The sequence below is a fragment of the Streptomyces sp. NBC_00464 genome, assembly GCF_036013915.1.
GTDB lineage: Bacteria > Actinomycetota > Actinomycetes > Streptomycetales > Streptomycetaceae > Streptomyces.
Genome location: NZ_CP107899.1, coordinates 613,431 through 627,152, shown reverse-complemented (window position 1 = coordinate 627,152; position 13,722 = coordinate 613,431). Strand labels below are relative to the sequence as shown.

The window sequence follows — 13,722 nt, the reverse complement described above, 5'->3', positions numbered from 1 at the left end:
GGAATGTGGAGTGCTGAGCCCGTGCGCCACGCTCGGCGCGACCCGCATCGGCATGGGTCCGGGGGTGGCAGCGCGGCAGCCCTGACGATGGGAAGTCGGTCGGGCTCGGACGCGGGAAGCCACCGGGGACCGGTGGCTAGCGTCTGTCGGACTCGGGGCTGCTCATGAAGGGGAAACTACCAGCCCGACGCCCAGCTCCTCCACCCTGCTCTCTCCCCTTCTCTCCGGTTCCTTCCGATCGCATCGCGTGCACGCCCGGCCCGTGTGTTCGCCGGGCGGGAGCGTGTCCGGGTGAACGCGGGGCGTACGCGTGGTGTTCAGCACTCGAACGACAGGCCGCGCGCCCTGTGGTGCGGATCCCGGCCGGGATGGGACCCTGACTGGTATGAACATCCCTTTCTTGGACAACTGGCTTAAGCGTCACGACGGAACGCGGTCGACGGGGCTCGCGGCCGCCGTCGAGGCAGACCCGGAAGGCGTGGCCGAACTGCTCGCCGAATGTGAGCTTCTGCGCGTCCGGGTCGGGGAACGGGGGCTCGAACTCGACGACAGTCCGGCCTCGTTGGCGGCGCTCGACCAGTTGCCGCCGCGCTGGCGCGACGATCCGGAGGAGTTGCCCTGGCTGGGCAATGACGCGGGCCTCTATCTGGGCACGGTCCTGGTGCGCAACGTCGCCGGTGCGCTCTGGCACATCTGGCCGAGCGGTCAGCCCGTGGTGCGGCTCGCCTCGGGGCGCGAGATCGATGTGGTCGAGGCCGGTCTGGAATGGGCGATGACGGGCAGTCCCGAGCTGTCGCAGGTGTATTCGGAGTCGGCCGAGGGGTGACGACGGGTCGCGCACACCCTGCGACGAGATAAAACGCCTTATGCCCCATTTACGCGTGTCGGGTGTGAAGTCCCTTTCCGGGGTGGATAGTTTGCGCTGACCTCGACATAGCGATAAGTGGGTAGGGCAGCGTATGGCCGTCGATCCGTTGATCGAGCTGCGTGACGTCAATAAGTTCTACGGAAAGTTGCACGTACTGCAGGACATCAATCTCACCGTCGGCCGCGGGGAGGTGGTGGTGGTCATCGGCCCCTCCGGCTCCGGGAAATCAACGCTCTGCCGGACCATCAACCGGCTTGAGACGATCGAGTCGGGCCACATCTCCATCGACGGCAGACCCCTCCCCGAGGAGGGCAAGGGCCTGGCGCAGCTGAGGGCCGAAGTCGGCATGGTCTTCCAGTCGTTCAATCTGTTCGCGCACAAGACCGTGCTGGCCAACGTCTCGCTGGCGCAGCTCAAGGTCCGCAAGCGGAAGAAGGACGAGGCCGACCGGCGGTCCCGGGAACTCCTGGAGCGCGTGGGGCTGGTCGGCCAGGCCGACAAGTTCCCCGCCCAGCTCTCCGGCGGCCAGCAGCAGCGCGTGGCCATCGCCCGCGCCCTCGCCATGGACCCCAAGGCACTCCTCTTCGACGAGCCGACCTCGGCCCTCGACCCGGAGATGATCAACGAGGTGCTGGAGGTGATGCAGCAGCTCGCCCGTGAGGGCATGACCATGGTCGTCGTCACCCATGAGATGGGCTTCGCCCGCTCCGCGGCCAACCGTGTCGTCTTCATGGCCGACGGCCGCATCGTCGAGGACCGCACCCCGGAGGACTTCTTCACCGCTCCGGAGAGCGACCGCGCCAAGGACTTCCTGTCCAAGATCCTCAAGCACTGACGGGAGGCCCTGTGTTGCGTACGAGAAGAGTACTGGCCGCCTGTGCCGGCCTGCTGCTGGCCGTCCTCGCGGCGGGCTGCGGCAAGGACGGCAGCCCGCCGGTGAAGGGGCCGCAGCGCGAGGCGCTGCCGGTCTACAAGGTGGACAAGTCCTTCCAGCTGCCGGACTCCAAGACCTGGACCAGCGCGAAGAAGCGCGGATACCTGCGGGTGGGGGCCAAGGAGGACCAGCCCTACCTCGGCGAGAAGGACCCGGCCACCGGGATCTACTCCGGTTTCGACATCGAGATCGCCCGCATGATGGCCGCCTCGCTGGGCTTCGACCCGAAGACCATCAGGTTCAAGACCATCGCCTCGGCCAACCGCGAGACCGCCCTGCAGAACGGGCAGATCGACTACTACGTCGGCACCTACACCATCAACGACATGCGCAAGAAGCTCGTCGGGTTCGCCGGCCCCTACTACATGGCCGGTCAGGGGCTGTTGGTCCGCACGGACGAGAACGACATCCACGGACCGCAGGACCTGGCCGGCAAGACGGTCTGTTCGGCGGCAGGTTCGACCCCGTACCAGCGGATCGCCGCCGACTACCCGAAGGCGAAGCTGGTCGCCTACGACACGTACTCGATCTGCGTCGACAACCTGCTGACGTACCAGGTCGACGTCGTCACCACCGATGACGCGATCCTGCTGGGCTTCGCCGCGAAGGCGCCCGACGAGATGAAGGTCGTCGGCAAGCCCTTCTCCGAGGAGCCGTACGGCATCGGGGTCCCGCGCAGCGACAACGCGCTGCGGTTCGCGCTCGACGACGCACTGGAGGCCAACGAGAAGAACGGCAACTGGAAGAAGGCGTTCGAGGCGACACTCGGCCTCTCCGGGGCTCCAGCGCCGAAGCCGCCGCCCATCGACCGCTACCCGGCGAACTGAGAGGACGGCCACGACACATGGACGTACTCACCGACAACTTCTCGCTCTACGCCAAGGGCTTCCTCGGAACCGTCGAACTGACCTTCTACGCCTCGATCCTGGCGTTGGTCGTCGGCTTCGTCATGGCCTCCTGCCGGGTGGCGCCCGTCGGCTCGCTCCGGGTACTCGGCACGGTCTGGGTGACCGTGCTGCGCAACACGCCGTTGACGCTGCTCTTCTTCGCCGTACTGCTCGGCCTGCCACGCTTCGGCCTGGTGCTGCCGTTCAACGTCTTCGCGATCCTCGCCCTCGGCTGCTACACCTCCGCCTTCATCTGCGAGGTGCTGCGCTCCGGCATCAACACGGTGCCCACCGGCCAGGGTGAGGCTGCGCGCAGTCTCGGTATGACGTTCGCTCAGACGCTGGGCAACGTGGTGCTCCCGCAGGCGTTCCGGTCGGTGATTCCGCCGATCGGATCGACGCTCATCGCGCTCGCCAAGAACTCGGCGATCGCGGGGGCGTTCAGCGTCACCGAACTGCTCGGCACCTACAAGACCCTGAACGAGCTGGGCTACAGCATCATCTGGACCTTCGTCTGGATCGCCGTCGGGTACCTGATCATCACTCTGACCATCAGCGCGATCTTCAACGTGCTGGAAAAGCGCTGGGGAGTCGCCCGATGACCGCCCACTCCGCACCCAGCGCGACCGTGCTGTACGACATTCCCGGTCCGCAGACCCGCAAGCGGCATCTCGTGTACGGGATCGTCTCGACGATCCTCATCCTCGCCCTGGTCGGCTGGGTCATCTATCTGCTCTTCGACACCGACCAGTTCACCAGCGCCAAGTGGACGCCCTTCGAGTACAAGGGCATTCAGGAACTGCTGCTGCGCGGGCTCGGCAACACCCTCAAGGCGTTCGCGTACGCCGCGGTGCTCTCGCTGGCACTCGGGGCCGTCCTCGCGGTGGGGAGACTCTCCGACCACCGGCCGGTGCGCTGGGTGGCGACGATCCTCGTCGAGTTCTTCCGGGCCATGCCCGTCCTGGTGATGATCTTCTTCATCTTCGTCGCGCTGAAGGTGCAGCCGCTGCCGGCCCTGGTCGCCGGGCTGACGCTGTACAACGGCTCGGTGCTCGCCGAGGTGTTCCGTACCGGTGTCAATTCGGTGGAGCGCGGCCAGGGCGAGGCGGCGTTCGCCCTGGGCCTGCGCAAGACACAGGTCACGACCTTCGTCCTGGCTCCGCAGGCGGTGCGCGCGATGTTGCCCACCATCATCAGTCAGCTGGTGGTGGCACTGAAGGACACCTCGCTGGGATACCTGATCACCTACGAGGAATTCCTTCACGCGGGGAAGCTCATCGCGTCCAACCTCGACTACGATCTCCCCTTCATCCCCGTGGTGATGGTGATCTCGCCGATCTACATCGGGATGTGCATGCTGCTCTCCTGGTTCGCCACCTGGGTGGCGAAGCGGCAGCGGCGCAACCCGAAGACCGAGGCGGCGGGCGTCGCCCCGGCCGAACCGGGGAAGTTGATGCCGGGAGCGCAGTAGCCGGGACCTGCCGCGAGGCGGTCCCGGGCAGCGGTGCCCGTCCGGCAGCAGCCGGTGATCACCTCTCGCCCACGGCGCGGACGCCTGCGAAGGCCCGTGCCGGGCGGGGAGAAGGTCAGCTGCATGCCGGGCCGGGCCGGGCCGTCGGCCGGGAGCGCCTATGGCCGGTCGTCAGCTCAGTGCGCTCCTGGTTCGCCAGTCGGCCCAGGAGACGTTCCACGCCCCGTAGCCGTTGCCCTCCGCGACCGTGCCCTTGGCGTCGGCGCCGGTGATCTCGAAGGGGTCGCCGACGCGGGCCCGGCGGTAGAGGGAAGCGGCGTCGGCGTCGCTCATCCCGACACAGCCGGAACTGTGGTTGGCCACCCCGAAGTACGCGGCGTTCCACGGCGCCGCATGGGCGTACATGCCCGACCAGGTCAGCCGCATCGAGTAGTCGACCATCTTGTCGTAGAGGTCACCGAGGCCCACCGTCTCGGAGCGCATGTTGATCGTGCCCTCCTTCGCCATCAGCACCGCAGTGCCCCGCCAGGACGCCCTGTCGCCGCCCGGTGTGCCCGCGGACATGGGCACGTCCATGACGGTCCTGCCGTCCCGCTTCAGGGCCAGCCGGTGACGGTCCAGGTCCACCTCGACCACCTGACTGCTGCCGATGGTGAACGTCGTCGCGTAGTCGCGTACGAACCAGCCGCCCGAGGGACCCGAGTCGACGCCGTTGAGATCGGCGTCGAGCGTGATCCGGGTGCCGGACTTCCAGTACTCCCGGGGCCGCCAGTCCACACGGTCCCGGCCCGAGTAGTCCTGCAGCCACCCCCAGGAGCCCTCGGTGTTGTTCGAGGTGGAGACCTTGAGCGCCTTCTCCACCGCCGCCTTGTTCTTCACCGGGTGGTCGAACACGATGGACAGCGGCTGGGCGATGCCGACCGTGGTGTTCTTTCCGGGGGCGAGCGTCAGCTTGTTCACCCTGTCCGCTGCCGCGGTCGTGAACCCGGCCGTGTCACTGCCACCCCCGGTGTCCTTCGCCTCGACGCGGTACGTGGTGCCGGGCGCGGCCACCCGGTCCGAGGTCCAGGTCCGGCCGTCGGGGGACAGCCGGCCGGTGAGGGCGTCGCCCGCGTCCGCCGAGACCGTGACGGTGTGCAGCTTCCCGGCGGCCAGCGTCACCTTCACCGGCTTGCCCGCGGCGGCCGCGGTGCCGTGGAGGTTCACCGAGATCCGGGTCTTCGCAGCCTTCGAAGGGCCGGCGTCCTGCGCCCGCCCCGCGTCATGGCCCGAGGCCGCGGCACCGCCGGAGCAGGCAGTGAGGGCGGCGCCGAGCACCGCCGTGCCGGCGATCAGGGCGAGCCGGGCAGGACGGGCGGACGGAGCGGAACGGGCAGCGCGCCGAGGGGGGGATATGAAAGGGGCGGGGATCAACGGAAAAACCTCCTGGGCCTTGCTCTGTCATCGAAGGAGAGGCATTCGCCGGAGCCTGTGGCCGGTCGGCAATCGAAGGGTGGCATCGCACCCCCATTGCCCGTGAGCCTAAGTTCCGTAAATCCACGGAAAAGCGGGAATGCGGTGTGTGACAGGAAACGCAGCGCAACGGTCATCGTCCGGTCACATCCGGCGCGCAGCCCGGTCATGGTCCGCTGTGAGCATCCTGTGCAGCCCCGCAGAACGGCCGCGGGGCCCACGAGGGAGGGCCACGGACATGTCAGCGCTGCTCGCGACCGGAGAACGCAGCCGTGACCAGGAACTGCGCATATGCGGTCTGACCGCCGCCGAGCACCGGACACAGGTGGCCACGCACGCGGACGCGAGCTTTCTCCAGTACCCGTCCTGGGCCGACGTGAAAGAGCAGTGGAAGTCGGAAACGGTCGGCTGGCTCGGCGACCACGGTGAATTGGCTGGGAGTGCGTTGATTCTCTACCGGCAATTTCCGGGCACCCGGAAATACTTCGCCTATATACCGGAAGGGCCGGTCGCGAACTGGGCCGATCCCGGAATCGACCGCTGGCTCCGGCCGCTCATGGCCCATCTGCGCGGCGCGGGGGCGTTCGCCGTACGCATCGGACCGTCCCCGGCCTACCGCCGCTGGGACACCGCCCGGCTCAAGGCCGCCACCGGCCCCGGCCGCACGGTGGGTGACGTACTGGCGAGCGAGGTCGATCCGCTCGGGGCGGCAGTGGCCGACCGGCTCCGGGCCCGTGGCTGGCGGCGCTGCGGCGGGGACGGCGACGACGCCGACGCCCAGCCCCGGTACGTCTTCCGGGTGCCCCTCGCCGGACGGACCCCCGAGGATCTGTGGTCCGGGCTCAATCAGGAGTGGCGCCGCAACGTCCGCCGGGCCGGAAAGGCGGGGGTGCGCATCGTCACCGGCGGTGCGGCCGAACTCCCCGAGTTCCACCGCCTGTTGCGGATCACCGAAGAACGCGACGGCTTCCGGCTCGGCCGCTCCCTCGCCTACTACCAGCGCCAGTACGCCGCGCTCAACGCCGAACAGCCGGGCCGGATGAAGCTCTGCCTCGCCGTGCACCAGGGCGAGATCCTCGCCGCCCACACCATGATCAGCACCGGGCGCCGGGTCTGGTACCAGACGGGCGCCTCCGCCGACCACCGCCGCGAGGTCCGCCCCAGCAACGCCCTGCAGTGGCAGATGCTCCTCGACGCACAGGCCCAGGGGGCGGAGGTGTACGACATGCGCGGGGTATCCTCCACGCTCGATCCCGACGACCGCCCCTTCGGGCTGCTGCGCTGGAAGTTCGGCACCGGAGGGCAGGTCGTGGAGACCCTCGGAGAGTGGGAGACATCGGTGGGCGGAGCAGCCAACAAGGCGCTGTACCGGGCGTTCCAGGCCTATCTGGCACACCGGTGACGGCCGCGGACGCGACCACCGGCACGGTCGCCCCCGAGCAGCGCGAACGCCAGGGCTCCGGCTCGGTGCTGCGCAGCGGCGCCGTCATGGCCGCCGGTTCCGTCGTCTCGCGGGCGACGGGTTTCATACGCTCGGCGGTCGTCGTCGCCGCACTCGGCACCGGACTTCCGGCCGACGGCTACACGGTCGCCAACACCGTCCCCAACATCCTCTACATGCTGCTGATCGGTGGCGCCCTCAACGCCGTGTTCGTCCCCGAACTCGTCCGGGCCGCCCGGGAGCACAGCGACGGCGGCGCCGCCTACACCGACCGCCTCCTCACCCTCTGTACGGTCGGGCTGCTCGCCCTCACCGCGCTCGCCGTCGTCGGCGCCCCGCTGATCATCTCGGTGTACGCGCCCACCTACGACGACGGGCAAGCCGAACTCACCATCGCCCTGGCCCGCTACTGCCTGCCGCAGATCCTTTTCTACGGGCTCTTCACCCTCCTCGGACAAGTACTCAACGCCCGCAACCGGTTCGGCGCGATGATGTGGACCCCCGTCCTCAACAACCTCGTGATCATCGCGGTGTTCGGGCTCTACCTCTGGACGGCCGCGAGTTCGCACGGCGAACTGACCTCGGCCCAGGCACAGTGGCTCGGCTGGGGGACCACCGCCGGGATCGCCGTGCAGACCCTCGCGCTGGTGCCCGCCCTGCGCGCCGCGAAGTTCCGCTGGCGGCCGCGGTTCGACTGGCGCGGCAGCGGACTCACCCGCCCGCTGCGGGCAGCCGGCTGGCTCGTCATGCTCGTGCTCACCAACCAGGCCGCCTACTGGGTGGTGACCCGGCTCTCCACCACCACCGGCCAGCACGCGGCGGACCAGCACCTGGCGGGCGGCGCCGGCTACACCGCGTACAGCTACGCCTATCAGCTGTGGGTGGTGCCGCAGGGCATCGTGACCGTCAGCCTCGTCACCGCGCTGATGCCGCGGATGAGCCGGTCCGCCGCCGACGGCGATCTGGCCGGGGTGCGGCGGGACATCTCGTACGCACTGCGGACCTCCGCCGCCGTCGTGGTCCCGGCCGCCGCAGCCCTGCTCGCACTCGCCCCCTGGGTGATGGGGTCCGTCTTCGGGTACGGACAGACCGGCCCGGCGGACATCACCGTGATGGCGGGCATGATGGCCGCCTTCGCGCCCGGACTCATCGCCTTCTCCGGACAGTACGTGCTCTCCCGCGGCTTCTACGCGATGGGCGACACCCGCACGCCCTTCCTCCTCAACCTGGTCATCGCCGCGTTCAACGCCGGGCTCTCGGTCGCCGCCTATCTGCTGCTGCCCGCGCGCTGGGCGGTGACGGGGATGGCCGGGGCGTACTCCGTGGCCCTGTTCGCCGGGTTCGCCGTCACCGCGTACGTACTGCACCGCAGGGTCTCCGCATCCGGGGCGCGGAGGCCCTCGCTGCTGCGCTCGCCGGGGGTGTGGGCACATGTCCGGCTGGTGGCCGCGTGCGTGCCCGCGGGGCTGCTGGCGTACGGGGCGGCCCGCGCCGTCGACACGGACGGACCGGGAATCGGGGACTTCGCCGCGGCCGGGACCGGAGTGGTTGTCCTCTTCCTGGTGGTGGCACTGCTGGCCCGCCCGCTGCGGCTGACCGAGGTCGCCACCGCGCTGAGCGCCGTCCGCGGGCGGCTGCGGCGCACCTGAGACAGCGCGCCCGGACCGCTCACACTTCCGAATCCACTCCTTGATCGCTGGGATACTGACGCCATGCCTCGCGTGCTGCTGATCGAAGACGACCCCTCCGTACGGGAAGGGGTCGAGCTGGGGCTGCGCAGGCGCGGGCACGAGATGCGGACCGTCGGAACGGGCGAGGCGGGACTGGCCGCCCTGGACGACTTCCGGCCCGAACTCGTCCTGCTCGACCTCATGCTGCCGGGGATGAACGGCGTCCAGGTCTGCCGCCGCATCCGCGAGACCAGCCAGCTGCCGATCATCATGCTCACCGCGCGCGGCGACGACTTCGACGTGGTCGTGGGACTGGAGGCCGGCGCCGACGACTACATCGTCAAGCCCGCCCGTACCGAGGTCATAGAGGCCAGGATCCGCGCGGTGCTGCGACGGCTCGCCGAACCCGCCGGGCGCGGCGGCGTCGAGACCCACGGCGCACTGACCGTCGACCGAGTCGGCCTCGCCGTCTCGAAGACGGGGGAGCGGATACTGCTCGCCCCCTCCGAACTGAAGCTGCTGCTTCATCTGTCGGCCTCGCCCGAGCAGGTCTTCAGCCGCCAGCAGCTCCTCGAATACGTGTGGGAGCACAGCTACCACGGGGACGCCCGGCTGGTCGACGCGTGTGTGCGCAGGCTGCGGCAGAAGATCGAGGACGTGGCGGGCAACCCCCGCTACATCCAGACCGTCCGTGGCTTCGGCTACCGCTTCGGCCCCGTCGGATGAGACTGTTCGCCGCCCGGTTCGGCCTGCGCACTCGGCTCATAGCCGCGTTCCTGTTCGTCGCCGCCGTCAGCGCCGCCACCACCGCGACCCTGACCTACCGCGAGGCCCGCTCCGCGATCCTGCAGCAGGCGCAGGACACCGCCGTCGCCCAGTTCCGCGACCGGATCAGCGCCCGGGGTGTAGACCTTCCACCGGACCCGGTCGGACTGCGGGACACCTGCCTCTCCCTGGCCCGCGACGGCAAGTCGCACACCTGGACCGTCTTCGCCGAGTACGGGGACCTGCGGGTCTCCTCCTCGGACCGGCCGACCTCCACCGTGATCACGGCGGCGCTGCGGGCGGCGGCCCGGAACAACAGCCACGGCTCGTTCCAACGGGTGGTCAAGGACGGCAAACCCTGGCTGACCGTCGGCATGCCGACCTTCTTCAACCGCGGCGACGGCCGCCAGCCCACCGGCCTCGTCCTCTACGCCGTGATGCCGCTCGCCACCGAGGAGGCCAACGTAGCCGCCATGGTCACCGCGGCCCGCGACGGCGCCCTGCCCGCCCTGCTCATCGCCCTGGTCCCCGCCCTGCTCGCCGCGCGCAGCGTCCTGCGCCCGGTACGCGAACTGCGCCGCGCCGCCGCCGGCATCGGCCGGGGCGAACTCCATACCCGGATCGCGGTCCGCGGCTCCGACGAGATCGCCGAACTGGCCTGGACGTTCAACGAGTCGTCGACCAAGCTCCAGGAGTCCGTCGACGAGCTCCGCCAGGCCGAGGAACGGGCCCGGCGCTTTGCCTCGGACGTCTCGCACGAACTGCGCACCCCGCTCGCCGGCATGCTCGCCGTCACCGAGGTGCTCGACGAGGACGCCGCCGGGCTGCTCCCCGACACCGCGGCGGCCGTCCGGCTGATCAGCGCGGAGACCGGGAAGCTCGCCACGCTCGTCGAGGACCTCATGGAGATCTCCCGCTTCGACGCCGGTGCCATCGATCTCCACAGCGACGAGGTCGACGTGGCCGAGACCATCCGCAAGACCCTCCAGGCCCGTCACTGGGACCAACGCGTCCGTACCGAACTTCCCGACGGCGTAAGGGCGGTGCTCGACCCGCGCCGATTCGACGTGGTCGTCGCCAACCTGGTCGGCAACGCATTGCGGCACGGCACCGAGCCCGTCACCGTACGCCTGCGGACCGGGCAGCGGGACGGGATGGCCCGGCTGGTGACGGAGGTCGAGGACAGCGGCCCGGGCATCGACGCCGCGGTACTCCCGCACATCTTCGACCGCTTCTACAAGGCCGACGCCGCGCGCACACGGTCGACGGGGAGCGGACTGGGCCTGGCGATCACCCGGGAGAACGTCAGGCTGCACGGCGGCACGGTCCATGCCGCGAACGCGCCTGCGGGAGGCGCGGTGTTCACCGTCGAGCTGCCGCTGGAGGGGGAATGAGAAGCGGGCGCGTGCTCGGCGCGCTCATGCCCCTCGCGCTGCTGGCCGCGGGATGCGGCATCCGGGCAACGGATGTCGTCGAGGCCGGCGAACCGGCGCTCGTTCAGGTCGTGCCGGCCGGACAGCTGGGGACGGTCCTGTACTTCGTGTCCTCGTCGACGGCGGCCCGGCCGATGCCGGTTGTACGCGACGCCGGGCCGTGGGACGAAGGCGCCGGGTCGGGTTCGGGTGGGGAACAGTCGCCCGCCAGGGCGGTCAGGGCCCTCGACATGCTCTTCGCGGGCCCCTCCCGCTCGGAACGGGACGCCGGTCTTCGTTCGGAACTGCCGGACGGACGGGTGAAGGTGAGCGTCGAACTGAGCGCTCAGGGAGTGCAGGTCCGGATGGACGCCCCGGTCAACATGCTGTCCGAACCCGCGCGCCAGCAGCTCATCTGCACCGCCGCCCAGGCCCGGACCGCCGACCGGAGCGAGGCGGTGACGGTGACCGGCACCGACGGCGTCATCGGGCCGGCCCACTGCGCCGTCTGACGGCGCTCCGGCACGGCTTGCCCGTGTTCGGTCCGGAGCGCCGGAACGCGACCTGCGGACTCAGCCCCGGATTCCGGCGTACGCCGAGGGGGATGTCCCGGCCTCCGCACCGGCAGCGCCGCCCACGGCCCACACCCGGCCTGCCGAGTCGGTCGTGGCACTGTAGAGGTACCCGGCGCCGGGCGGCTCCTCGGAACGGCTGAGTATCCCCCGGGGGTTGAGGGTCAGCACGTAGCTTCCGGACGGGTTGACCTCGGAGTTCTGGGTCTCTCCCACCACCACCGGCCGGCCGGCGCCGTCGAAGGTGACGTCGTACAACTGGCCGGTCTCGGCAGGAGTGCGGACGGTGCGCCACACCCGCCCGTCGAAGTGCACGATCACGGGACGTCGCCACAGGAGCTCGTCCGGCAGATGTCCCACGGCCCAGATGTCGTTCGCCGCCCGCACCTCGATGCCGTCGAACAGTGCACCGTCGAGCGCGCTGGGCAGGCGCTGCTCGGTCCACGTCGTGCCGTCGAAGCGGGAGACGCCGTCACCGATCGCGTACGCGACACCTCCGGGCCCCGCCTTCAGCTCGGATACCCAGGTGAGTGCGGTTTCCGCAGGAAGGAGGGTCCAGTCGCCACCCCCGCGCGCGTCGCCGCGGAAGAGAACCGTCACGTACTCCCCGCCCGTGCCGGCGTAGCCGCCGTACACCCACACCGAGCCGTCGGCGGCCACGTCCACCGCCGACAGGGACGTGTAGGTCGCGTCCTCGGGGAAGGGCAGCACGGCTTCGCGCCATGCCGAGCCGTCCCAGTGCTGTAGCAGCGCACGCCCGTGATCCCAGCCGTCCTCACCCGCGAGTTCGTTCCGGGTGCCCACAGCCCATACCTCGTCGGGCGCACCGACGGCGACATCGTCCAGCCGGCCGTGCTCGGCGGGCTGCGGGGGCGCCTCCCACGTGCTGCCGGTCCAGCGCATCGCGATCGGCGCGAAGGGGCGAGTGGTCGCGTCGCTTCTCATGCCGACCGCCCATGTCGCCCCGCCGGCGGTCTCGACGTCGAACAGCACACAGCCGTCGCTCGCTGCCGGGCTGACGTTGTGCCAGGCCACCGTGTGGGACGAGGCGGGTGAGGCCGCGGTGGTGAGGGAGACGACGAGGCCGATGGCCAGGGCGGTTGCCGTGCGGGGCAGGGAACGGTTCATTCGTGGGCATCCTCGGGGTGGGAAGACGTGAACTGCTTTCTCTCACACCATTGATGCGCGTCGGACGGTAAAGGTTGAAGCCTCCCCCGAACCGGCTCCGGTATACCGGCTCCCGCGAGCCGGACTCCCTCGGTCAGGGGGAGAGCCCCGGTCCCGCTCCCCCGTACGGCGCAGCGGACTGGCCCGGGAGGGCGGGGTTGCGTCGAATGGGGGTTGGACGGGTCGGGGCGGGAACGGGAGGCGCAATGTCGTGGACGAGCCGGGTGCAAGGCTTCCGGAGTGGGGCGGAGAGCCGGTTCCCGGTGCTCTCGGAGCTGACGAGCCGACTGGTGAGCGGCAATCTGCTGGACGCGGGCACCCGGCTCGCCGCCCAGGCGTTCCTGGCCGCGGTGCCCCTCCTGTTCGCTCTGGCGGCCTTCGCCCCGCAGAGCGTCAGGGACCAGCTCCGTGAGTCCCTGCGGGCCATGTTCGGACTGACCGGCCCGTCCGACGGAGAGCTGCAGCAGGTCCTGGGCCGGACCGATACCGAAGGGCTGCGGGAGACCACCGGGATCGTCGGCGCGCTCGTGGCTCTGGTGTCGGCCACGAGCTTCAGCCGGGCCATGGCCAGGGTGTGCGAGCGGGCCTGGGTGCTCCCGAGGGCCGGGACCAGGATCGCGGCCTGGCGGTGGGCGGTCTGGCTGCTGGCGCTGCTGATCGTGGTGCTTCTGCAGGAACCTCTCCGTAACGGCTTCGGGGCCGGCATGTGGCTGGGCGTCCCGGCCTTCTTCCTCGTCAGTACGGTGGTGTGGCTGTGGACTCAGCACCTGCTGCTGGCCAACCGGGTCCGGTGGCTGCCGCTGCTGCCGGGCGCCCTCCTGGCGGCGGCAGCCACGAGCGCGCTCGCGCTCACGGCCCGGCTCTACATGCCGGGCGCACTCAACAGGGCTCTGGGGGAGTACGGCTCACTGGGGCTGGTCCTCACCCTGCTGTCCTGGCTGATCGTGGTGTGCGGCGCGCTCACCTTCGCCATCACCATCGGTGCCGTACTCGCGCAGGAGCCGCCGCTGAATCGGTACTTCGGCACGGACGGCTCCGAAATCTGAGGAGGCGCCAACACTCCCTCCGGCTGGCGTCCTTACG

General features: G+C 70.1%; 13 protein-coding genes. 11 read left to right on the top strand and 2 right to left on the bottom strand.

The window, feature by feature from the left end:
• Nucleotides 1-385: 385 nt before the first annotated feature.
• The 5 genes from OG912_RS02715 to OG912_RS02695 all read left to right on the top strand — a co-directional run bounded on the left by OG912_RS02715 (nt 386) and on the right by OG912_RS02695 (nt 4,160).
• Complete coding sequence (locus OG912_RS02715) at nt 386-826, top strand: DUF6278 family protein (RefSeq protein ID WP_327707986.1); 441 nt, start codon at nt 386-388, stop codon at nt 824-826.
• Nucleotides 827-959: 133 nt separating this feature from the next.
• The gene (locus OG912_RS02710; RefSeq protein WP_327707985.1) at nt 960-1,703 is read left to right on the top strand and encodes an amino acid ABC transporter ATP-binding protein; all 744 of its coding nucleotides are present in this window, start codon (nt 960-962) and stop codon (nt 1,701-1,703) included.
• A gap of 14 nt (nt 1,704-1,717) precedes the next feature.
• The gene (locus tag OG912_RS02705; RefSeq protein WP_327707984.1) at nt 1,718-2,629 is read left to right on the top strand and encodes a glutamate ABC transporter substrate-binding protein; all 912 of its coding nucleotides are present in this window, start codon (nt 1,718-1,720) and stop codon (nt 2,627-2,629) included.
• Between the two features lie 17 nt (nt 2,630-2,646).
• A complete protein-coding gene (locus tag OG912_RS02700) occupies nt 2,647-3,291 on the top strand; it encodes an amino acid ABC transporter permease (protein ID WP_327707983.1) in 645 nt (214 codons plus the stop codon).
• Nucleotides 3,288-4,160: an amino acid ABC transporter permease gene (locus OG912_RS02695; RefSeq protein ID WP_327707982.1), complete on the top strand. Its 873-nt coding sequence runs from the start codon at nt 3,288-3,290 to the stop codon at nt 4,158-4,160. The genes OG912_RS02700 and OG912_RS02695 overlap by 4 nt, the downstream gene beginning before the upstream one ends.
• Nucleotides 4,161-4,331: 171 nt before the next feature.
• Here the strand turns inward: OG912_RS02695 and OG912_RS02690 are convergent, their stop codons facing one another.
• Nucleotides 4,332-5,573 carry a L,D-transpeptidase gene (locus tag OG912_RS02690; protein ID WP_327707981.1) on the bottom strand — a complete coding sequence of 414 codons (1,242 nt, stop codon included), beginning with the start codon at nt 5,571-5,573 and terminating at the stop codon, nt 4,332-4,334.
• A 277-nt stretch (nt 5,574-5,850) separates the two neighbouring features.
• Here OG912_RS02690 and OG912_RS02685 point away from each other — a divergent pair, with 277 nt between their 5' ends.
• The 5 genes from OG912_RS02685 (at nt 5,851) to OG912_RS02665 (ending at nt 11,412) form a co-directional block, all read left to right on the top strand.
• Nucleotides 5,851-7,014, top strand: coding sequence for a lipid II:glycine glycyltransferase FemX (locus OG912_RS02685; protein ID WP_327707980.1), 1,164 nt, complete (start codon nt 5,851-5,853; stop codon nt 7,012-7,014).
• Nucleotides 7,011-8,702: a murein biosynthesis integral membrane protein MurJ gene (murJ, locus tag OG912_RS02680; protein WP_327707979.1), complete on the top strand. Its 1,692-nt coding sequence runs from the start codon at nt 7,011-7,013 to the stop codon at nt 8,700-8,702. Before OG912_RS02685 ends, murJ begins: the two co-directional genes overlap by 4 nt.
• 63 nt (nt 8,703-8,765) lie before the next feature.
• Nucleotides 8,766-9,449, top strand: coding sequence for a response regulator transcription factor (locus OG912_RS02675; protein WP_327707978.1), 684 nt, complete (start codon nt 8,766-8,768; stop codon nt 9,447-9,449).
• Nucleotides 9,446-10,882 carry a sensor histidine kinase gene (locus tag OG912_RS02670; RefSeq protein ID WP_327707977.1) on the top strand — a complete coding sequence of 479 codons (1,437 nt, stop codon included), beginning with the start codon at nt 9,446-9,448 and terminating at the stop codon, nt 10,880-10,882. The genes OG912_RS02675 and OG912_RS02670 overlap by 4 nt, the downstream gene beginning before the upstream one ends.
• Nucleotides 10,879-11,412 carry a hypothetical protein gene (locus OG912_RS02665; RefSeq protein WP_327707976.1) on the top strand — a complete coding sequence of 178 codons (534 nt, stop codon included), beginning with the start codon at nt 10,879-10,881 and terminating at the stop codon, nt 11,410-11,412. Before OG912_RS02670 ends, OG912_RS02665 begins: the two co-directional genes overlap by 4 nt.
• A 60-nt stretch (nt 11,413-11,472) precedes the next feature.
• On the opposite strand, the gene OG912_RS02660 is transcribed toward OG912_RS02665, so the two are convergent.
• A complete protein-coding gene (locus OG912_RS02660) occupies nt 11,473-12,600 on the bottom strand; it encodes a hypothetical protein (RefSeq protein WP_327707975.1) in 1,128 nt (375 codons plus the stop codon).
• Between the two features lie 245 nt (nt 12,601-12,845).
• Here OG912_RS02660 and OG912_RS02655 point away from each other — a divergent pair, with 245 nt between their 5' ends.
• On the top strand, nt 12,846-13,685 hold the full coding sequence (locus tag OG912_RS02655; RefSeq protein WP_327707974.1) for a YhjD/YihY/BrkB family envelope integrity protein: 840 nt from the start codon (nt 12,846-12,848) through the stop codon (nt 13,683-13,685).
• Nucleotides 13,686-13,722 lie beyond the last annotated feature (37 nt).